The 19355-nt window shown below is 61.2% G+C and carries 20 protein-coding genes; 14 read left to right on the top strand and 6 right to left on the bottom strand.

All coding sequences use genetic code 11. The annotated features are described in order from the left end of the window. The first annotated feature begins 40 nt into the window (after positions 1-40). Genes E2F50_RS14645 through E2F50_RS14625 form a run of 5 tightly spaced genes read left to right on the top strand, consistent with a single transcriptional unit; the run spans position 41 to position 5527 of the window. Complete coding sequence (locus E2F50_RS14645; RefSeq protein WP_245515418.1) at positions 41-688, top strand: CpaD family pilus assembly protein; 648 nt, start codon at positions 41-43, stop codon at positions 686-688. Position 689: 1 nt separating this feature from the next. Beyond that, positions 690-1982, top strand: a complete 1293-nt coding sequence (locus E2F50_RS14640; protein ID WP_133316895.1) for a CpaE/TadZ family protein — start codon at positions 690-692, stop codon at positions 1980-1982. A 32-nt stretch (positions 1983-2014) separates the two neighbouring features. Beyond that, on the top strand, positions 2015-3502 hold the full coding sequence (locus E2F50_RS14635; RefSeq protein WP_133316894.1) for a TadA family conjugal transfer-associated ATPase: 1488 nt from the start codon (positions 2015-2017) through the stop codon (positions 3500-3502). A 21-nt stretch (positions 3503-3523) separates the two neighbouring features. Then, positions 3524-4537 carry a type II secretion system F family protein gene (locus E2F50_RS14630; RefSeq protein WP_133316893.1) on the top strand — a complete coding sequence of 338 codons (1014 nt, stop codon included), beginning with the start codon at positions 3524-3526 and terminating at the stop codon, positions 4535-4537. Positions 4538-4546: 9 nt separating this feature from the next. After that, positions 4547-5527: a type II secretion system F family protein gene (locus tag E2F50_RS14625; protein WP_133316892.1), complete on the top strand. Its 981-nt coding sequence runs from the start codon at positions 4547-4549 to the stop codon at positions 5525-5527. A 7-nt stretch (positions 5528-5534) separates the two neighbouring features. Here E2F50_RS14625 and E2F50_RS14620 read toward each other — a convergent pair whose 3' ends face one another. Together E2F50_RS14620 and E2F50_RS14615 are read right to left on the bottom strand one after the other, a co-directional pair. Next, on the bottom strand, positions 5535-6104 hold the full coding sequence (locus E2F50_RS14620; protein ID WP_133316891.1) for a dual specificity protein phosphatase family protein: 570 nt from the start codon (positions 6102-6104) through the stop codon (positions 5535-5537). A 71-nt stretch (positions 6105-6175) separates the two neighbouring features. After that, complete coding sequence (locus tag E2F50_RS14615) at positions 6176-7012, bottom strand: tetratricopeptide repeat protein (protein WP_133316890.1); 837 nt, start codon at positions 7010-7012, stop codon at positions 6176-6178. 154 nt (positions 7013-7166) lie between these two features. Here E2F50_RS14615 and E2F50_RS14610 point away from each other — a divergent pair, with 154 nt between their 5' ends. From E2F50_RS14610 to E2F50_RS14595, 4 genes are all read left to right on the top strand, one after another. Then, positions 7167-8561: a leucyl aminopeptidase family protein gene (locus E2F50_RS14610; protein ID WP_133316889.1), complete on the top strand. Its 1395-nt coding sequence runs from the start codon at positions 7167-7169 to the stop codon at positions 8559-8561. Between the two features lie 66 nt (positions 8562-8627). Beyond that, the gene (locus E2F50_RS14605) at positions 8628-8969 is read left to right on the top strand and encodes a MarR family transcriptional regulator (protein WP_133316888.1); all 342 of its coding nucleotides are present in this window, start codon (positions 8628-8630) and stop codon (positions 8967-8969) included. A 25-nt stretch (positions 8970-8994) separates the two neighbouring features. Then, on the top strand, positions 8995-9846 hold the full coding sequence (locus E2F50_RS14600; RefSeq protein ID WP_133316887.1) for a C40 family peptidase: 852 nt from the start codon (positions 8995-8997) through the stop codon (positions 9844-9846). 99 nt (positions 9847-9945) lie between these two features. Further along, the gene (locus E2F50_RS14595; protein ID WP_133316886.1) at positions 9946-10308 is read left to right on the top strand and encodes a hypothetical protein; all 363 of its coding nucleotides are present in this window, start codon (positions 9946-9948) and stop codon (positions 10306-10308) included. 60 nt (positions 10309-10368) lie between these two features. On the opposite strand, the gene E2F50_RS14590 is transcribed toward E2F50_RS14595, so the two are convergent. Beyond that, complete coding sequence (locus E2F50_RS14590) at positions 10369-10746, bottom strand: c-type cytochrome (protein WP_133316885.1); 378 nt, start codon at positions 10744-10746, stop codon at positions 10369-10371. 286 nt (positions 10747-11032) lie between these two features. Between E2F50_RS14590 and E2F50_RS14585 the strand changes: the two genes are divergently transcribed. After that, on the top strand, positions 11033-11911 hold the full coding sequence (locus E2F50_RS14585) for an alpha/beta fold hydrolase (RefSeq protein ID WP_133316884.1): 879 nt from the start codon (positions 11033-11035) through the stop codon (positions 11909-11911). 144 nt (positions 11912-12055) lie between these two features. Then, positions 12056-15367: a DEAD/DEAH box helicase gene (locus tag E2F50_RS14580; RefSeq protein WP_133316883.1), complete on the top strand. Its 3312-nt coding sequence runs from the start codon at positions 12056-12058 to the stop codon at positions 15365-15367. A gap of 77 nt (positions 15368-15444) precedes the next feature. On the opposite strand, the gene E2F50_RS14575 is transcribed toward E2F50_RS14580, so the two are convergent. From E2F50_RS14575 to E2F50_RS14565, 3 genes are all read right to left on the bottom strand, one after another. Then, complete coding sequence (locus E2F50_RS14575; protein WP_245515417.1) at positions 15445-15726, bottom strand: hypothetical protein; 282 nt, start codon at positions 15724-15726, stop codon at positions 15445-15447. A 155-nt stretch (positions 15727-15881) separates the two neighbouring features. Next, entirely contained in the window at positions 15882-16397 is a 516-nt protein-coding gene (locus E2F50_RS14570) for a hypothetical protein (RefSeq protein ID WP_133316882.1), read from the bottom strand. 189 nt (positions 16398-16586) lie between these two features. Next, entirely contained in the window at positions 16587-17690 is a 1104-nt protein-coding gene (locus E2F50_RS14565) for an NADH:flavin oxidoreductase/NADH oxidase (RefSeq protein ID WP_133316881.1), read from the bottom strand. A 351-nt stretch (positions 17691-18041) separates the two neighbouring features. Between E2F50_RS14565 and E2F50_RS14560 the strand changes: the two genes are divergently transcribed. The 3 genes from E2F50_RS14560 to E2F50_RS14550 all read left to right on the top strand — a co-directional run bounded on the left by E2F50_RS14560 (position 18042) and on the right by E2F50_RS14550 (position 19282). After that, complete coding sequence (locus tag E2F50_RS14560) at positions 18042-18251, top strand: cold-shock protein (RefSeq protein ID WP_133316880.1); 210 nt, start codon at positions 18042-18044, stop codon at positions 18249-18251. A 169-nt stretch (positions 18252-18420) separates the two neighbouring features. Then, the gene (locus E2F50_RS14555; protein WP_161974151.1) at positions 18421-18801 is read left to right on the top strand and encodes a DUF6481 family protein; all 381 of its coding nucleotides are present in this window, start codon (positions 18421-18423) and stop codon (positions 18799-18801) included. 148 nt (positions 18802-18949) lie between these two features. Then, complete coding sequence (locus E2F50_RS14550; protein WP_245515416.1) at positions 18950-19282, top strand: hypothetical protein; 333 nt, start codon at positions 18950-18952, stop codon at positions 19280-19282. The last annotated feature ends 73 nt before the right edge of the window (positions 19283-19355 follow it).

Here is a 19355-nt window from a genome sequence, read left to right as displayed (position 1 = left end):
AAGGCCTAGGGAACAATTGCCTTTAAAGGTAAGGCCAAACTTGTCTGCGACTGCGGCCCTGCTTGGTCTTGCCGCACTTGTCTCCGGCTGCGCCAATGCCGACAGAACGACGACCGGCTCCCTCCCAGACGATTATCGAACGAGGCATGCGATAGTCGTTTCAGAAGGCGAGAAGTCCATCGACATTCCGATCGCTGCAGGAGACTCCGGCTTGGTCCGGGGCCAAAGTGAGGTTGTCGCAGGTTTCGCTGCGGAATACATGCGCTCCTCCAAAGGCATCATCCAGATCATCACTCCCCAAGATTCCGCCAATTCGGGTGCCGCCGCTGCGGCTGCCGGCGATATCAGGCGGCTTCTGGTTCGCATGGGTGTTCCAAAGGCGAAGATTCTGCAGGCCCGTTTTGCGCCGAGCCACTTCGACGATGCGGCACCGATCCGGCTGACTTATCGTGCCGTTTCCGCTCACACTGGTCCGTGCGGACAGTGGCCTGAAGATATGACCCTGAACATGATCGAGAACAAGAATTACTATAATTTCGGTTGCGCAAGCCAAAGCAACCTTGCAGCTCAGATCGCTAATCCCAATGATCTTCTCGGACCGCGCCAGATGACGCCAGCTGATGCGGAACAGCGCGGTCAGGCTATGAAGCGCTATCGTGAAAGCGCCACCGAGCTGGAGGACATGTAAGATGACCCCGGTCGACTATAGCATTCGGCACGAGACCGAATCAAAGGATGGCCTCAGCAACGATGCCGAGCGGGTCAGCGAGATGGAATCGCTGCGGCCGCTGCCGCGCATTTCCATCCATGCCTTTTGCGAAAGCGAAGCCATGCAACGGACGATGGACCGCATGTCGCGCGACCGTCGGCTGTCCAAGGTCAATCTGCGGGTGACCAGCGGCCGGGTGGCTGCCGCCGCCAATATGTTCGCTTCCGCGCCGACGCCCAACCTGATCGTCCTTGAGACCGACGCGGAGCCGGACAGCCTCATTCACGAACTCGCACCGCTGGCGGAAGTCTGCGATCCGTCCACCCGCGTCATTATCGTCGGGCGCTATAACGACATCGCGCTTTACCGCGAACTGATCCGCAACGGTATTTCGGAATATCTCGTCGGTCCGGTCTCCATGGCCGATCTGCTCGCCTCGATCTCGGCGATCTTCGTGGATCCCGAAGCCGAACCCGTCGGCAAGTCCATCGCCGTGATCGGTGCCAAAGGCGGCGTCGGTGCGTCCACCATCGCCCATAACTGTGCCTTTGGAATTTCGACGCTGTTTTCGACGGAAACCATCCTCGCCGATTTCGACCTCCCCTTCGGCACGGCCAATATCGATTTCGACCAGGATCCCGCCCAGGGCATTGCCGAGGCGGTTTTTGCGCCCGAGCGCCTCGATGAAGTCTTTCTGGATCGCCTTCTGACTAAATGCTCCGAACATCTCTCGCTTCTGGCCGCACCCTCGTTGCTCGATCGGGCCTATGATTTCGAGAGCGGCGCCTTCCTGCCGATCATCGAACTGCTGCAGCGGAGTGCGCCGGTTGCGGTGCTGGACGTGCCGCATGGCTGGACCGAATGGACCCGCTCGGTTCTGGCCGAGGTCGATGAAGTGGTGATCTGCGCGGCGCCCGATCTGGCCAACCTGCGCAACACCAAGAACATGCTCGACGCCCTGAAGAAGCTGAGGCCCAACGACCGCGCGCCGCATCTGATCCTCAACCAGGTGGGCATGCCGAAGCGTCCGGAAATCGCGCCGGGTGATTTCATCGAGCCGCTGGAAATGGAGCCGATCGCCATCCTGCCGTTCGACGCACAGCTGTTCGGCAATGCGGCCAATAGCGGCCGGATGATCTCGGAAATGGACGCCAAGTCTTCGGCTGCCGAAACCTTTTCGCAGATCGCCCATGTGGTGACGGGCAGGGGACAGCTTAAGAAGGTCAAGAAGGGCGGGCTTGGCAAAATGCTCGGCATGCTCGGACGTAAATAGTCTCGCGAAGGCATCAGGAACTGGAACGCAGCATGTTCGGTAAACGCGGAAACGAAGGATCTGGAAAAAGCGTCGGCTTCGCGCCGCCGCCTGCCCCTGCGCCATCTCCGGCAGTCAGTGCCGCAGTGCCAGAGGTCCTGGCCGAGATTATCCGCGAACCGGCCTCATCGCGTCAGCCTATAGCGGCGCCGCCTTTGGCCCCACAGGCGCCTGCAGCGCGCAAGCGCACGGCCCGCACGGAAGTCTATTACGATACGAAGAGCCAGGTCTTTTCGGCGCTGATCGACACGATCGACCTGTCGCAGTTGGCCAAGCTAGATGGCGAAAGTGCGCGCGAAGAAATCCGCGACATCGTTAACGACATCATCACCATCAAGAATTTCGCCATGTCGATTTCCGAGCAGGAGGAACTGCTCGAGGATATCTGCAACGACGTTCTCGGCTATGGTCCGCTGGAGCCGCTCCTGGCCCGCGACGACATTGCCGATATCATGGTCAATGGTGCCGGCCAGACCTTTATCGAAGTCGGCGGCAAGACGATCGAGTCGGAAATCCGCTTCCGCGACAATTCGCAGCTTTTGTCCATCTGCCAGCGCATCGTCAGTCAGGTCGGCCGGCGCGTCGACGAGAGTTCGCCGATCTGCGACGCCCGCCTGCCCGATGGCTCGCGTGTAAACGTCATCGCCCCGCCGCTGTCGCTCGACGGCCCCGCGCTGACCATTCGTAAGTTCAAGAAGGACAAGCTGACCCTCGATCAGCTGGTGAAGTTCGGGGCGATCACGCCGGAAGGCGCCACGCTTCTGCAGATCATCGGCCGGGTGCGCTGCAATGTCGTTATTTCCGGCGGTACCGGTTCGGGCAAGACGACGCTCCTCAACTGTCTGACCAACTACATCGACAAGGAGGAGCGGGTCATCACCTGCGAAGACACGGCCGAACTGCAGCTGCAGCAGCCGCATGTGGTGCGTCTCGAAACCCGCCCGCCGAACATCGAAGGTGAGGGCGAGATCACCATGCGCGACCTCGTCAAGAACTGCCTGCGCATGCGGCCCGAGCGGATCATCGTCGGCGAAGTGCGCGGACCCGAAGTCTTCGATCTGCTGCAGGCCATGAACACTGGCCATGACGGATCGATGGGAACGATCCACGCCAATACTCCGCGTGAATGCCTGAGCCGTATGGAATCCATGATTGCCATGGGCGGCTTTACCCTGCCTGCCAAGACGGTGCGCGAAATCATCACCGGCTCGGTCGATGTGGTCATCCAGGCGGCCCGCCTGCGCGACGGCTCGCGCCGCATTACCCAGATCACCGAAGTGGTCGGCATGGAAGGCGACGTGATCGTGACGCAGGATCTGATGCGCTACGAAATCGAGGGTGAAGATGCAAACGGCCGGCTGATAGGCCGCCATGTGTCGACCGGCATCGCCAAGCCGCATTTCTGGGATCGGGCCCGCTATTACAACGAAGACCGGCGGCTTGCTGCCGCACTGGATGCCATGGAAACGGGCAAGAGCTAAGCGTCAGGAGCGCATCGACGCATGTTCGGGATGGATATCAATGTCGTGGCGATTATCGCACTGGTGGCCGTGGCCGCCGGCGCGCTCTGCTATGCTTTCCTGTTCTCCCGCATGGAGGTCGAGAAGAAGGCCGACGCACGCCTCAGCCGCGTCAAGATGGCCGAAGGCGATCTCGACAGGATGAAGTCCGCCCGCGACCGGGTGCAGGAGCTGTCCAAGCGCCGCAAGTCCGTGCAGGATTCGCTGAAGGAACTGGAAAAGAAGCAGGCGGAAAAGAACAAGAAGATCGGCGATCGAAGCCTCAAGTCGCGTCTGGCGCAGACCGGCCTGTCCTTGACGCCCGGCCGTTTCTACATGCTTTGCGCCGCGCTTGGCCTGTTCATCTTCCTCGTCGCGCTGATTGCTGGCCTTTCCATGCTGACCTCGCTCGGTGGCGCCTTTGTTGCAAGCCTCGGCCTGCCGCGCTGGATCATCGGTTTCCTGATCAAGCGGCGCCAGAACAAGTTTCTGGTCGAATTCCCCAATTCGCTCGACGTCATGGTGCGCTCCATCAAGTCGGGCCTGCCGCTGAACGACGCTCTGCGGCTGATCGCGGCAGATGGTCAGGAGCCGGTGAAGACTGAATTCCGCCGCGTGGTAGAATCGCAGCAGGTCGGCCTCAGCATTCCGGAAGGCTGCTTCCGCATGATGCAGACCATGCCGCTGTCGGAGGTCAATTTCTTTGCAATCGTGATCGCCATCCAGAGCCAGGCGGGCGGCAATCTTTCGGAAGCGCTCGGCAATCTGGCCCGTGTGTTGCGCGAGCGCAAGAAGATGAAGGCCAAGGTCAGCGCTCTATCCATGGAAGCCAAGGCATCCGCCGTCATTATCGGTGCCTTGCCCTTCATCGTTTCCCTGCTGGTTTATCTCACCTCGCCTCAATACATGACCGTGCTTTTCACCGATCCCCGAGGCCACATGATCCTGGTGGGGTCGGGCATCTGGATGTCGATCGGCATCCTTGTCATGCGCAACATGATCAATTTCGACATCTGAGGACATGGGATCGTGAAGGAACTTGCCGCCACCTTGACTGAGCCGACTACCCTACTCGCCCTGCTTGTCGCCATCGCGGTCTTTGCCACCTTCTACACGCTGGCAAGCCCTTTCCTGGAACGGGGCAATCTCGACAAGCGGATGAAGGCGGTTTCGACGGAGCGCGAGCAGATCCGCGCGCGCGAACGGGCGCGGATGAACGCCGAGCAGTCAAGAACGACGTTGCGCACCCAGAACAACCAGTCCGTCCGCCAGATCGTCGAGCGCTTCAATCTGCGAAAGGCGCTCGTCGACGAGAATACGATGAACCGGCTTCGCGCCGCTGGCCTGCGCACCCAGAACGCACTCAACATGTTCCTTCTGGCACGGTTCCTTTTGCCCTTCCTCTTCCTGGCAGCGGCGGTGGTTTGGATATTCGTGCTCGGCAATCTGGCGAGCAAGCCCTTCGCGATCCGCATGGTGGCTGCCATCGGCTTTGCCTATGTCGGCTTCTATGCGCCGAACATCTACATTTCCAACCGGGTCAAGAAACGCCAGATGTCGATACGCCGCGCCTGGCCTGATGCGCTGGACCTGATGCTGATCTGCGTCGAATCCGGCATGTCCATCGAAGCTGCCATGCGTCGCGCGACGGAGGAAATCGGTACCCAGTCGCCCGAACTGGCGGAAGAGCTGGCTTTGACCACGGCCGAACTGTCCTTTCTTCAGGACCGGCGGATGGCGCTCGAAAACCTCGGCACGCGAACCCAGCTCGATATCGTCAAGGCGGTTGCCCAGGCGCTCATCCAGGCGGAACGCTACGGTACCCCGGTTGCCCAGGCATTGCGCGTTCTGGCGCAGGAAGGGCGCGACGAGCGCATGAACGAGGCCGAAAAGAAGGCCGCGGCTCTGCCCCCGAAGCTCACCGTTCCGATGATCCTGTTCTTTCTGCCTGTGCTTGTGGCCGTCATCCTCGGCCCGGCCGGAATTCAGGTCTCCGACCGCTTCTAGGGGGCGCTCAGCCGAGATCCCGGCTCTCGATCCCCAGCAGCTGTTCCAGCCCCTCCCAGGTTTCGTCCATGGCATAGGCCTTGAGGAAGGGTAGGTTCAGGTGGCCGTAGATCGGCGAAAGCTGCCACTCGGCCGTATCTTCGTCGATATGTGCGATCTGCTGCAGGTAAATGACCGATGCCAGTCCGGTCCGATCGGCGCCTGCCAGGCAGTGGATCAGGATCGGCTTCGGCGCGTCGCGCATCAGCGCGATCAAGCGCTGGCTTTCTTCGGGCGTTAGCTGGCGTCTCACCGACATCTGGAAATCGACATGCTGCGCCGCCAGGCGCTCCGCCGTGGCGACCTCGTCCTTGTACCATGCCCGCTGGCTCGGCCCACGCAGGTTGATCACCGTCTTGATGCCGTAGCGCTCGATATAGTCGGCAAGCTGATGCGGCGTGGGTTGGGCCGACCGGTAAAGCTCGCCGGGGAGAACTTCATGGAAGTTCCCGTTGATCTGCAGGAGCCCTAGATAGGCTGCCATCGCCAGGATCGAAACACCGAGCAGCGTCGCCGACTGCTTCCAGATTTTATGCATTTCCCATGTCCCCGATGTGATGAAGGACTTAAGGAAGCAATTGCGGCAAATTTAGAATGGTTCTGAAGTAATCAGTTCGTGTTCGGCTTGGGCTTGCCGTCCTTGTCGGCGAGCTTCGCCCAGGAATTCTGCTGGGAAAGCATCGAGCGCAGATAGGTGACATTGGCATCCGCCTGGCTTTGCGAAAGCTCCTTGCGGGCAATATCCTCGGCTTCCGAGAAGCGGCCCTGAAGACCGACGACAAGCGCCAGGTTCTGCCGCACCCGGCTATCGGCCCGCGGCTGTGTCGCGGCATTGCGCATATAGGTTTCGGCCGTCTTCAGATCGCCCGAAAGCACGTAGGACATGCCGAGATTGGACATCACCGTCGGCTCGTTCGGCTTTGTGTCGAGCGCCTGGCGATATTTGGTGCGAGCCTCCTGGGAGCGGCCCATCTGGTCGAGAACTGCCCCTTCCGCCGAATAAAGCCGCCAGTCCGGATGATCGGGCGTCTGGGCCCGGTTGATCGTTGCCAGCGCCTGTTCGAGCTGGCCGGCTGCGGCCTGCGCTTTGCCATAGGCGGCCAGAACCTCGCGATCGGCCGGATTGGCGATCGCCACCTGCTGCATCACCGCCAGCGCCTGCGCATGCTTTCCCGTCATGCCGAGCAGGGTCGCATAACGCATGCCGACATCCCTGTTCTTCGGTTCTCGGCCGTAGGCAGCGCCGATGGACTGTTCGGCATTCGCCAGCTCTGCACTGTTCATGGCTTCAAACGAAGAAGATGTCGATACTTTCGGGATCGACCCCGTGGTTTCCACGTCACGCTTTGTGCTGGCGCAGCCGGCAACCGAAAGAGCCACGAGCGCGAAGGCAGTGGTCCGCACGAGGCGGATCTTGTTTGGCAACAGGGCGAAAGAAGCGGTCATGGATGCTGGTCTCGTGGGTCCGGTGCCGCGTCCGGTCTTTCGAGCGGGCCTGCGGCAAGTCTCGCATTTCCACTCCAGAAATAAACTGTTAACCCTAATAGACCGTTAAGACAGCCGATTCCTCGGCCGATCCAGTCCTGCGAGAAGCCTGCCCATGAGCCCTTACTACTACATCGACCGTCCATCCCCTTTCAGCGCCGAGGGAGTGGCCGGTAAGCCCGTTTATGCCGTGACGCCGGAGGATCTGGAAGCCGGCAGCACAGATCCGGCCGCCCTGGCCTGGGCAAGAGCCGCGGGCTTCAAGGCGGATTCTGGATCTTTCCTTCTGGTGCCGGGCCCGCAAGGTGACGTCGCAAGTGCCTTGTTCGGCCTCGGGTCCGATCCGGCAGAGGCTCCCTTTGCCACGGGCAAATTGTCCAGGCTCCTGCCGCAAGGGAATTGGCGGATAGAATCGGCTGGTCTAGGGCCGGCCCAACTGACCCTCGGCTACGGACTGGGCACCTATTCCTTTGGCCGCTACCGCGCCGACAAGCACAGGGATGTGCAGCTGTCCCTGCAGCCCGGAGTTGATCGCGGCGAGATTGAGCGCCAGCTCGCCGCCGTCTTTCTCGCCCGCGACCTCGTCAATGTTCCCACCAACGACATGGGGCCGGCGGAGCTTGAAGCGGCATTCCGGGCGCTTGGCGAGCACTATGGCGCAACGGTTACGTCGATTGTCGGCGACGATCTTCTCGCTCACAATTTTCCGCTCATCCATACGGTTGGCCGGGCGAGTGTCTCATCGCCCCGCCTGCTGGAACTGCGCTGGGGCGAAAAGGGCCATCCGCGCATCACGCTGGTCGGCAAGGGCGTCTGCTTCGACACGGGCGGGCTCGACATCAAGGGCGCTGCCAACATGGCGCTGATGAAGAAAGACATGGGCGGTGCGGCCAATGTGATGGGGCTCGCACTGATGATCATGGATGCCAGTCTCAAGGTCGACCTCCAGGTTCTCGTTCCGGCGGTCGAGAACTCGATCTCCGGCAACGCCTTCCGTCCAGGGGATATCTACAGGAGCCGCAAGGGCATCACCGTGCAGATCGACAATACCGATGCCGAAGGGCGGCTGGTGCTTGCCGACGCGCTGGCCTATGCGGACGAAACTCCGCCTGACCTGATGATCGACATGGCGACCCTGACGGGTGCGGCGCGTGTGGCGCTCGGCACCGAACTCGCACCCTATTTCACCGATGACGAGGACCTGTCGCGGGATCTCATGGAGGCTTCACGACAGGAGGCCGATCCCATGTGGCGGCTGCCATTGTGGATGGGCTATGACAAAGACATACGCGCGCGGGCCGCAGACATCACCAATTCGCCTTCGGGCGGCATGGCGGGCTCCATCACGGCCGCCCTGTTCCTCAAGCGTTTCGTCACCGCCACCAAGCGCTGGGCGCATTTCGACATCTATGCCTGGGTTCTGGCGGAAAAGCCGCATGCGCCGGTCGGCGGCGAAGCCTTTGCCATACGGGCGCTTTATCGCGTGATCCGCCAGATGCAGGCGGGATAGCCCACCTCCGCAACCAACCGGTAAGTCCTTTACCTTAAGATCGCCACGGATTTGGTCGAGGTGGTCATGCCGGTTGAACTGACGGCGACGGAAGCATTGGGTTTATGGCACAGGGTGTCGCTGGAGCAGGTTCGCCGCGACGGGCGCGACCTGACATTGCGCCAGATGTCCATCCTCCTGCAGATCTACCTTGTGCCGCCGCCGCACACGGTTCGTGGTTTGGCTGCAACGCTGGGGGTCAGCAAGCCGGTGATTACCCGCGCCTTGGATACGATGGGCGAAATGGGGCTGGTCGACCGCCAGCGTGATGAGCGGGATCGCCGCAATGTGGTGATCAAGCGGACCGTGGCCGGAGCGCTGTTTCTGGAAAAGCTCGGCGATCTGGTGATCCAGGAAGGGCGGCGTTGAAAAGAATGGCAGGACGAGGACAGGGATGACGGAGATACTCGACAGACGTTTGCATGCCTTCCGCGCCGATCTGGCCGATGAGGCCCTGAAGGGTCGCGTCGGCGCCGGCACTTATGTGCGCGGCGAGCCGGCGCGGATCACTGTCCCGGTCGCGCCGTTGCGTGCCTCTCCGGATCTGGCCTGCGGGATCGATACCGAACTGCTTTTGGGCGAAACGGTGCGGGTTTTTGATCGCGCCGGCGGTTTTGCCTGGCTTCAGGCGGATCAGGACGGCTATGTCGGTTATCTGCCGGAAACCATGCTTGGTCTCCCGCAAGAGCCGACCCATCTGGTTTCCGTGCCGCGGACCTTTGTTTATCCGGAGCCGGAACTTCGCAAGCCGCCGACAGCTGTGCTTTCCATGGGGAGCCGCATTACCATCGTCGGCGAGGCCAAAACCCGCGGCACGCGCTATCTGACGCTGCCGAGCGGAGAGGCGGTAATCGCCCGTCACTGCCTGGCTATCGGCGACACCCTGGGGAATGACTATCTCGCCGTCGCCGAGACTTTCCTGGAAACCCCCTATCTTTGGGGCGGTCGGTCAGGCTTCGGCATTGACTGTTCCGGGATCGTGCAATTGGCCTTGATGATGGTCGGCAAGCAGGCGCCGCGCGATTCCGACATGCAGGCGAAGATCGGCACGGCCATTACCCGGGAAGAGCTGCGCCGCGGCGACCTCGTCTTCTGGAAGGGACATGTGGGCATGATGGAGGATGACAGCACCTTGCTGCATGCCAATGGCCACACGATGACGGTGGCGCGTGAAAACCTCGATGCGGCAATCGAACGGATCGGCTGGCTCTATGATCGGCCGACCGGCTACCGTCGTCTGGACTGACTGCCCGCAATCACACAAATGTGGGCTGCGGCCCATGGAATGGACGACAGGGCGCACATATCTCCAAGGCTGAAACTTCTGCGAACGAGGAATGGATCGATGCTCAAGGGCGCCTGGATTTTGCCGGTCATCATGCTGGTTGCGCTGATGCTAGCGACGCTCGCGCCCATGGCAGCGTCGGCCGCCGAGACAACCGATTTCCTCCGGTCGTCGCAGACCTATTTCAAGGATCTTCCGGGAGTGGTGCCGGAGAGGAGCCGGGTGAAACCGGATGCCTATACATGCACCACCGAGATCGCCGACGTTTACCAGCACCGCGGGCGCTACGACATCCTGTATGGCGACAGCATGCCGGTGCGGATTTATCACTGCAAGACCGAAAGCGGCCTCACCTATACCGGAACGCAGATGCCCAATACGGAGTGGGTCCCGGGCCTCAACCCGCATCACCTTCCAAAGTGAGTCCTGCAGACTGACCTTGCAACGATTTCTCGGGATTGAGCCGGGTGTGGCTCGTCCGGTTCACGGATGGGCTTTCAGATAGGCGATGAGGTCGTCGCTCTCCGATTTCCAAAGGCCCCAAAAGCGCATTTTGTTGCCGGGCACCTTTCCCTTGGGGTCGGCAAGGAATTCTGTCAGCGCCTGCTCGTTCCATACCAGACCGCTTTCGCCGGCAGCCCGCATGGCCGGTGAATAATTGTAATCAGGAAGGGAGCCTGCCTTTCTGCCGACCACGCCCTTCAGATGTGGCCCGAAGCCGTTCCGGTCTGTCTCGATGGCGTGACAGGAGGCGCAGGAGCGGAAGACACGTTTCCCGTGTTCCAGGTCCGCAGCCGAAGCTGGCAAGGTGAAGGCAAAAGCCAGCAGCGCGGCCCAGGCCGGTACGGTAGGATGGCTCATAGGTTTCCTATATCTGTTCCCCAAGACGTAAGCGGATCAAGGCGCCGATTGATCAGCCGACGGCGACATTGGCGGACCTTGTGACATGATTTGAAGCCGGTAAGGAGGCCAAACTTGCCGCTCGGCCGCGCGCCATGGCTTCTGAAGGCATGCCGGTCTAGGAACCAAGACGGCACATAGAGGTTTGCAGGTGACGTCAACCGAGGATGATCTCATGCAGCTTGAGCCGGCTATTGCAAGCGAGCATGAGTCCTTGCCTCCTCATGAGCATGAGGTCAGCTCCGACATGAATGAAGGCAGTCTGCTTCAACCTGGTTGGACCGAACGCGTGGTTCAGGTCAACGGCATCAGCATGCATCTCGTGGAAGCCGGACCGGAAGATGGCAGCCCCCTCATCCTCCTTCACGGTTTTCCGGAATTCTGGTGGGCCTGGCGCAAGCAGATCGGCGCCTTGGCCGGCCAAGGCTTCCGGGTCATCGCACCGGATCTGCGCGGTTATGGACAAAGCACCGGTCCGGGCGAGGTCCTCGGCTACGGGATCGAACGGCTGGTTGAAGATATCGCAGCCCTTGCAGACATGCTCGGTCATGAGCGCTTCAATTTGGTCGGGCATGACTGGGGCGGCATTGTCGCCTGGGCCACGGCGGCCAGCCACCCGGTGCGGGTCCTGCGCATGGTGGTCATGAGCGCGCCGCATCTCGACATCTTCCGCGACGTGATCCGGTCTCATCCATCGCAGCTGTTGCGCAGCGCCTATATCGGCTTCTTCCAGGTGCCCTTGGTACCAGAAGCCAGCCTCTCGGCCGGCGACTTCTTTCTTCTGCGCCGTAGCCTGACCGCAACCTCGAAAGCGGGCACGTTCGGCGCCGAGGATATCAAGGCCTATGCGCAGGAGTGGCGTCGGCACGGCCGCTTGCACGCCATGCTGAACTATTACAGGGCGCTGGCCCGGAACCCACGTCCGCCGCTTGCCCGAATCGTGCCCCCGACATTGATCCTGTGGGGAAAGCGGGATCATGCGCTTCTTCCGGAGCTTGGCGAAGCGAGCCTGCTGCAATGTGCGACCGGCCGTTTCGAATGCCATCCGGCAGCGACGCATTGGCTGCACCTCGAAGAGCCGCAATGGGTGAACGAGAAGATCCTGGCGTTCTTGCACCAATCCTGACAGGCGCCGTTATCGCCGGCCCTTTGCTCATCGAACTCACGCTGCCGCGGGAACCATACGGTCTGAACGAGGTTCTTCCCCGCACCATTCGGCTGTCCGGCAGAGGGTGCGATCATGGTCCTCCTGGAGGAGGAGTAGAGCAGGGTGGAATTGCGTTTGCGTGCCGATGAAAATGTCGAGATTGCCGAAGTTGCTGCACCTCCTTCTGCCCCGGAAGAACCGATCAATCGAAGACCACCCGCAGCGCTTGTCGCGGCAAGGCTGATTGCCGCTGCGCCCAGTGCCGAAAAGCCGCTCGTCTATGTAGCTCTGAGCGAATCCTCGGCAGCCAAGATCGCCGAGGCGGTCCAATGTCTGGATCCGGATCTGCCGTTGGTCTTTCTGCCGCCATGGGACTGTCTCCCATATGACCGCGTGCCCCCGTCCAGGCAGTGCATGGGACGCCGCATGGATGCTTTGAGGGTCTGGAACAGGTCGACATCGCGGCCTTCTCTGATGGTAACCTCGCTTGATGCGCTGTTGCAGCGCGTTCCACCCTCCTCGATTATCGACAGCAGCCGGTACAGGCTGGCCGTCGGAGAACCATTCGATCGGCAGGCCTTCGAGGATTTCGCGTCGCGCAGCGGTTATATCGAAGACGCGGTTGTCGACGAAGCGGGCGAACTGGCCTTCCGCGACGAGGTCATTGATATCTTCCCTGCGGGCGCGTCCATGCCCATGCGCATCGTGCTTGCCGAGGATGGCAGGGTGTCCGAACTTCGATCCTATGATCCGGTGTCGCAACGGACCGTCCATACGCTGGAGGAAAAGGAATTCGGGCCGGCATCGGAAGCTATTGCGGCTGAAGCTGAAACCGGGGAAGAACCCGGCAGAGGCGCGGACGCCATGGAGCGGCGCCTCTACCAGTTATACGGAGAGATGCAGACGATCTTCGATCTTGTCGGCAGGGCCAGAATGGCATTTGCCGCGGGAGCTGGCGAACGCGCTGCCTCCTATCTCGAGATCATCGAGGAGGCGAGGCATGCCCATCAGGTCGGCGACCAGGCCCGGACCGATCGTCACTCGCTTTACCTCGGACCGGGCGAATGGAGCGAGGCCTTCGCCGCCGCCCAGGTTTTCGATCTGGATCTGGACGAGCGCTGGGAGGAGCTGCCGAGCTTCACGGGCGGCACAAATCCCCGAAAGGCATTTTCCGACTATGTGAAGAGCCGGCTCGCCTCGCATGACAGAGTGGCAATACTCGGCAATGGCGCTGCATTCGAGAGCCTCTGCCGGCGCCTGGAGCGCGAGCAATCGGCCGAGGTGCTGAGCGCCGCCAGCTGGGCCGACATGGCTGCTGCAAAACCCGGCGCACTCTTGAAGCTCACCTGCGATCTGGAGCACGGCTATGCCGACAGCAAGACAAGGCTCGCCGTGATCACCACGGCGGATGTCGTCGGCGGCACATCGGCAACCTCCAGCCCGAGCATGCTTCTGTCAGAACCGGAACTGGCTGTCGGTGACGTGGTCGTCCACGAGGACCACGGCGTTGCAGTACTGGCGGGACTGGAAAATGTCGCCGTCGACGGCGTGACGCATGATGCGGCGCGGCTCGAATATCGCGATGCGGCCTCTATCCTCGTGCCGATGCAGGAGTTCGGCAAGCTTTGGCGCTATGGCTCACAGCCGGAGGCGGTCACGCTGGATAGGCTCCATACGGAGCAATGGGCGAAGAAGCGCGCAGCCGTCGACAAGGACATCCGGCTCGCGGCCCGACATCTGCTTAGACTGGCCCGGGAAAGGCAGGAGGCGCAGGCCGACGTGATCGTTCCGCCGCGGGCCCAATACCAGAAATTCGTAGCGCGCTTTCCTTATCTCGAGACGGCAGATCAGGCGGCAGCCATCGAGGCAGTGCTTGCCGATCTCGGCTCGGGCACGTTCATGAACCGCCTCATCTGCGGGGATGTCGGCTTCGGCAAGACGGAAATCGCCCTGCGTGCCGCTGCCGCTGCCGCGCTTTCCGGGCGCCAGGTGGCCGTCATCGCACCGACGACGGTCCTCGCGCGTCAGCATTTCACCACCTTCCAGCGGCGCTTTGCCGGAACCGGCATTGAGGTGGCCATGTTGTCTCGGGTGGTAGCCTCGGCAGAAGCGAAAAGGGTCAAGGCGGGCCTTGCCAGCGGCGAGATCGGTATCGTTATCGCCACCCAGGCCATCCTTGCCAAGGACGTCGTCTTCGATCGCCTGGCACTGTCGATCATCGACGAGGAGCATCGGTTAGGAGCCCGTGACAAAGCTGCCATGGCTAAGATGGCGCCGCTCCTTCACCGGCTGATCATGTCCGCCACCCCGATCCCGCGCACGCTTCAGGCGGCCATGGTCGGTATCCAGGATGTCAGCCTCCTGACCACGGCGCCGGCAAAGCGACGGCCGGTGCGCACCTCGCTCAACGCCTTCGACAAGGCCTCGGTACGGGTGGCACTGCTGCGCGAACGTCGGCGGGGAGGGCAGAGCTTCTTCGTTGCACCGCAGATCGAGGATCTTGAGGGGCTGAAAACCACGCTGGCGGAACTCGTGCCGGAGCTGACCCTGCGCCTTGCACATGGAAAAATGCCGGCCGCCGAAATGGACGAGGTCATGGTCGGCTTTTCCGATGGCGACGGCGATATCCTGTTGTCGACCAATATCATTGAGAGCGGCCTGGATGTCCCGCGTGCCAATACGATCTTCGTTTGGCGGGCCGACCGGTTCGGACTGGCCCAGCTTCATCAGCTGCGCGGCCGGGTCGGGCGCGGCAAGGCGCAGGGGATTGCTTATCTTCTGACCGATACGGACCAGATTCCTGAGGAAACGCGGCTGCGATTGTCGACCCTCGTGCAGAATGACCGCCTGGGCGCCGGACTGGCGATCAGCATGGAGGATCTCGACCTTCGCGGGGGCGGCGACATCGTCGGCGAGGATCAGGCCGGCCACATGAAGATCCTTGGCATCAGCTTATACCAGAAGCTGCTGGAACGTGCGGTTGCGGTCGCAAGAAAGAAGGCGGTCGAGACAGCGGCGGCTCCCACCGTCAATGTCGGGATAACAGGCCTTATCCCTGTCGAATATGTCTCGGATGCGACGGTTCGGCTGAACCTTTACGCCCGGCTGCTGCGGGCTACGTCGGCAGGAGAAATCGACGGATTCGAGGAGGAGCTTGACGACCGTTTTGGGGAGCTGCCGCCGGAGGCGTCTATCCTCCTACGCCTCGCCAAATTGCGGATCGTGGCAGGCCGGCTGCGGATCAGCAAGCTGGAGGCGGGTCCCCGGGCCATGGCAATCGCCTTTGCAGGAAAACCCAGCCAGAAACGACTGAAGGCGCTTTCAGCCCGGACCAAGCCCGTATGGCAGAACGACAAGCTGATCTACGAGCACCCGACTGAAGATCCGGTGCAGCGGATAAAGTTCTTCGAGCATGTCCTGCAAATAAAGTCCTGATCGGCCGCCCGTCGCGCCGGCCCAGCGTTAATTGGTCGGCCCGGCCGCGCACCTGATCTCAGGGTCCAGCTGATCGGCTAAGGGACGAGCTCGCTCAATGCCTTGTGTTCCGCTGCCGCCCGGCGGAGTTCGGGGATGGTCTGATAACCCTCCCGGAACAGGTTGATCATCACCGCCGCGGCGATGTCTGCATCGGGACTTTCCTTCGGCACGGCATGCTGGTTGCGCCAGTGATTCAAGACCGCTTCGATGATCTCCAGCTCGGTTGGCCCGAAACTCGTTTCTAAAAATGGACGCATGTTCAGTCTGACTGTTACTCGTTGGAGGCGCTGATGTGGGAGCCGGAAAGCCATAGTCAAGGCATGTCCGGCTAGCGAAGTGAAGTTGTGTAAATTTGGTACGGTGTTGATAAAATTGACGAAGAGACGAAGGTGGATTGGTTGAGCGAGCACCCGCGGCCGACAAGGCGCCACCTGGCGGGGGGCTGGAAGAAACCTAGCCGTCAGATGTGGCTTTAATGGTGGCCATGCCAGGTATAGGTGCCATCCTCCTGGAAAGGCGGTGTGGCATGCAGGCGCGTGAACCGTCGCTTGGCCAGCTCATTGGATTGATCGAAAACGGTGCGCAATCTCGTCACGTCGGCGTCAACCCTGGCGAAGATGCGATCGAGCCTCTGCTGTACACGCTGCACGCGATCATCATCGTCACAGCTGGCCGGCGCTTCGGCGCTTGCCGGAACCAGAGAGACCCTTGGCCCGATCCCGTCCTGAAAGTTCGCAAGCACCATGCCCGCGGTGGACAGGCGACGCCTCACCCTTTCATTTTCCTCGGTTGCGATCACCAGGCGGAAGGCGTTTTCGATCGAGGTCTTCCGTGTCGGCAGCGCCTTGACGTCGAGGATATCGTTGCCGGGCGTGTCTTCCCGGATGAATTCCAGAAAAGCCTCGACGAGCTCATGCGCCAGAACGATGATCTGGTCATCGGAAAGCTTCTCGGTGTCGGCAGTCTGCCGGTGATATCTTGAGCCCATGACGGTACCTCCGGCCATATGAACGCGCAACTGGCCGAAAGGTTGTCATCGGCCTTCAGATCGTCGCGATCCATGATCGAAGGCCGGCAGAACAACCAGCTGTGCCCTTGTCACAGCCGGTTATGACCTTGCACATGCCGGCAGGCGCTGCGCCCAGGACCGTTCGCGTCCTGGGCATGGATTGCGCCGTCAGGCCTTGAACAGGGTCTTGAACTGCGATGGCTGGCAGCGGAGATATTGTGGTGCGACGGCCACCTGAGCGCCGAGTTCAGCCGCCGCATGCCAGGGCCAGCGGGGATCGTAAAGTACCGTCCGGGCAATCGCCACCAGATCCGCGTCCCCCGTCGCAACGATCGCCTCCGCCTGCTTCGGCTCGGTGATCAGACCCACGGCAACCACCGGCATCTTCACCGCCGCCTTGACGGCGCGCGCCAAAGGCACCTGGTAGCTGGGGCTCAAGGGGATCTTCTGATCCATGTGAAGGCCGCCGCTGGAGACGTGGATCGCATCGCAACCCTTCTCCTCCAGCATTTGCGAAAAAGCGACCGTTTCGTCGATATCGACGCCGCCCTCGACCCAATCGGTCGCGGAAACTCGCACCGTCACGGCCTTATCGGCCGGGAAAGCCTGTCGCACCGCATCGAAGACCTCCAGAGGGAAACGCGCACGGTTCTGCAGCGAGCCGCCATATTCGTCGCTGCGCTGGTTCGAGAGAGGCGACAGGAACTGGTGCAGCAGGTAACCATGCGCTGCATGGATCTGGATCGCGTCGATGCCGATCCGGGCTGCACGGGCAGCCGAGGCGGCAAAGGCGTCGCGGATGCGTTTCAGGCCGTCCTTGTCGAGCGCCACCGGCGGAACGTAATTCGGATTGAAAGGAATGGCCGACGGCGCGACGGTCTCCCAGCCATTTTCGTGGTCAGGGGCAATCTGGCTGCCGCCGAACCAGGGACGGTCGGTGGAAGCCTTGCGTCCGGCATGGGCAAGCTGAACAGAAATAGGCATGTCTGACCAGCGGCGCACACTTTCCAGCGTCCGCCCCATCGCCGCCTCCGTCGCATCGTCGTAAAGCCCAACATCCGCATAGGTGATCCGCCCGTCGGGCGTCACACCGGTCGCCTCGATCGTGAGCAAACCTGCACCGGAAAGCGCCAGCTGGCCCAGATGGATTAGGTGCCAATCGGTCATGCAGCCGTTCTCGGCGGAATACTGACACATCGGCGCTATGACGATGCGGTTTTGAAGCTCGAGATTGCGCACCCGCAGGGGCGTGAAGAGAATGGGCTGTACCATGGAATGATCCTCTGTGGCGTCCGCGTTCTAAAGGAGGATGAAGACGGACAGGCTCCGGTTTCTCGCAAATCTCGCCCCCGCCTTCAAGAGAGCGGCGGTTGCTTGCTATCGCTGCGCGACAATGTAAGGCGGTTGGAACGTGTGCCCCTCGTTGTAAAATGGGCATGGCGTCCGAACAAGAAGTTGACCTGCAATGAATTCTGGGCTATCAACCGCCTATCGATACTTTGTTTGCCGATCTTTGTTTTTGTTGCGCCACGCGCGTCTTGACGAACTTTCCCTTTCAAAAGTCGAAATTACCGCCGCGCGTCGCACGGCGGGCAGATCAACGTTGCTAAGAAAGGGTTCGTTATGACCACTGGCACAGTTAAATGGTTCAACGCCACCAAGGGTTTCGGTTTTATTCAGCCTGATGACGGCAGCGCCGATGTTTTCGTTCATATCTCTGCAGTTGAACGTGCAGGCATGGGCTCCATCGTTGAAGGCCAGAAGCTCGGCTTCGAACTCGAGCAGGACCGCAAGTCGGGCAAGATGTCCGCAGGCCAGCTCCGGGCCGCTTAAGCTTTAGCTTGCCATGACCACGGATGTACTGGCATGGTGGCGTAGGTATTCGAAGGCCAGGCGGATGTCTGGCCTTTTTTCGTTCTAGCTGGAGGCAGGCCGTTTGCACGAACCTTAGGGTTTGATGCCGCAAGAAGCCGCAACCTCTTGTATTTCTAAGGTAGATGAATTGAGACACCCCAACGACAATAGCTTTGCCGAGCGCCGCAAGACCGCGGATGCTGCCAAACGAGAGCTTTTGGCGAAATTTGCTTCCGCGCCGAAAGCAACCGATCCGGCCATGCAGGAACGCTTGGCTGCGCGCGAAGCAGTTGCCGCCGCAAGAGAAGCGCGCCGAGCCGAGCGTGAAGCAGCGAAGGCGGCGGAGAATGAACGAGCTCTCGCAGAGGCTGCGGCCTTGACCGCTGCCGCTGAAGCTCACGAGCGTATGGAAGCCGAAGCCCGCGAAGCTGAAATCAACGACCGCGTTTCCCGCGTTGTCGCCGATGAGGCTGCTCGCAAGGCCGAGCGCGATCGTCGCTATGCTGCACGCAAGGCCCGTCAGCGCTAACGGCTGAACGCCGTGCAGAGACATTGATAAGTCGCTCCGCTTCGGCGGGGCCGCGCCCCGGCCAGACAATGGCCTGGCGCGCCACCGGCAATCGCTTCCGCTTATCAAGCGAATTGCTTCCAGATTTTGCCTTTCGAAGGACTGTACATTGAACCAGACCGCCACCGCCACCGCGCCGGCCCCCGTATCGACAGCGATCACGCTGACACCGACCCAAATCCGCGGTTTGAAACTCGCAAAGGACGGCGATCTGTATCCTCAGGAAGCCAAGCGTTGGACTCATAAGGACGCCGTCGTTACCTATAAGAAGACGGACCGGTTCAAGGAGCGCCCGCAGAAGGTGAAATTCCTGACGACGACCACGGTCGAGGAATTGCGCGAATATGGCCTCATCAAGGTTCTGGACGCCGATGCTGCGCCCGAAGAAGCGGCGCATGGCATCACCATGGCCGGCAAGATCTGGCTTTTGAAGAACAAGTAGGACAAAGGCTTCGGCCGCTTCCGTATACGGCCTGTGCCAACGGGCGGCATAGCCGCCGAATGACGTGGGGCGG

Source organism: Rhizobium deserti, assembly GCF_004358025.1.
GTDB classification, from domain to species: Bacteria; Pseudomonadota; Alphaproteobacteria; order Rhizobiales; family Rhizobiaceae; genus Neorhizobium; species Neorhizobium deserti.
Note: the sequence above shows the minus strand (reverse complement) of the source record. Positions and strands in the feature narration are given on the sequence as shown.

Coding starts and splice junctions, on each gene's coding strand:
- E2F50_RS14605 (WP_133316888.1), top strand. CDS start 8,628: ATGCCGGTTGAACTGACGGCGACGGAAGCATTGGGTTTATGGCACAGG.
- E2F50_RS14640 (WP_133316895.1), top strand. CDS start 690: ATGACCCCGGTCGACTATAGCATTCGGCACGAGACCGAATCAAAGGAT.
- E2F50_RS14560 (WP_133316880.1), top strand. CDS start 18,042: ATGACCACTGGCACAGTTAAATGGTTCAACGCCACCAAGGGTTTCGGT.
- E2F50_RS14570 (WP_133316882.1), bottom strand. CDS start 16,397: ATGGGCTCAAGATATCACCGGCAGACTGCCGACACCGAGAAGCTTTCC.
- E2F50_RS14590 (WP_133316885.1), bottom strand. CDS start 10,746: ATGAGCCATCCTACCGTACCGGCCTGGGCCGCGCTGCTGGCTTTTGCC.
- E2F50_RS14565 (WP_133316881.1), bottom strand. CDS start 17,690: ATGGTACAGCCCATTCTCTTCACGCCCCTGCGGGTGCGCAATCTCGAG.
- E2F50_RS14610 (WP_133316889.1), top strand. CDS start 7,167: ATGAGCCCTTACTACTACATCGACCGTCCATCCCCTTTCAGCGCCGAG.
- E2F50_RS14620 (WP_133316891.1), bottom strand. CDS start 6,104: ATGCATAAAATCTGGAAGCAGTCGGCGACGCTGCTCGGTGTTTCGATC.
- E2F50_RS14595 (WP_133316886.1), top strand. CDS start 9,946: ATGCTCAAGGGCGCCTGGATTTTGCCGGTCATCATGCTGGTTGCGCTG.
- E2F50_RS14600 (WP_133316887.1), top strand. CDS start 8,995: ATGACGGAGATACTCGACAGACGTTTGCATGCCTTCCGCGCCGATCTG.
- E2F50_RS14635 (WP_133316894.1), top strand. CDS start 2,015: ATGTTCGGTAAACGCGGAAACGAAGGATCTGGAAAAAGCGTCGGCTTC.
- E2F50_RS14630 (WP_133316893.1), top strand. CDS start 3,524: ATGTTCGGGATGGATATCAATGTCGTGGCGATTATCGCACTGGTGGCC.
- E2F50_RS14615 (WP_133316890.1), bottom strand. CDS start 7,012: ATGACCGCTTCTTTCGCCCTGTTGCCAAACAAGATCCGCCTCGTGCGG.
- E2F50_RS14585 (WP_133316884.1), top strand. CDS start 11,033: ATGAATGAAGGCAGTCTGCTTCAACCTGGTTGGACCGAACGCGTGGTT.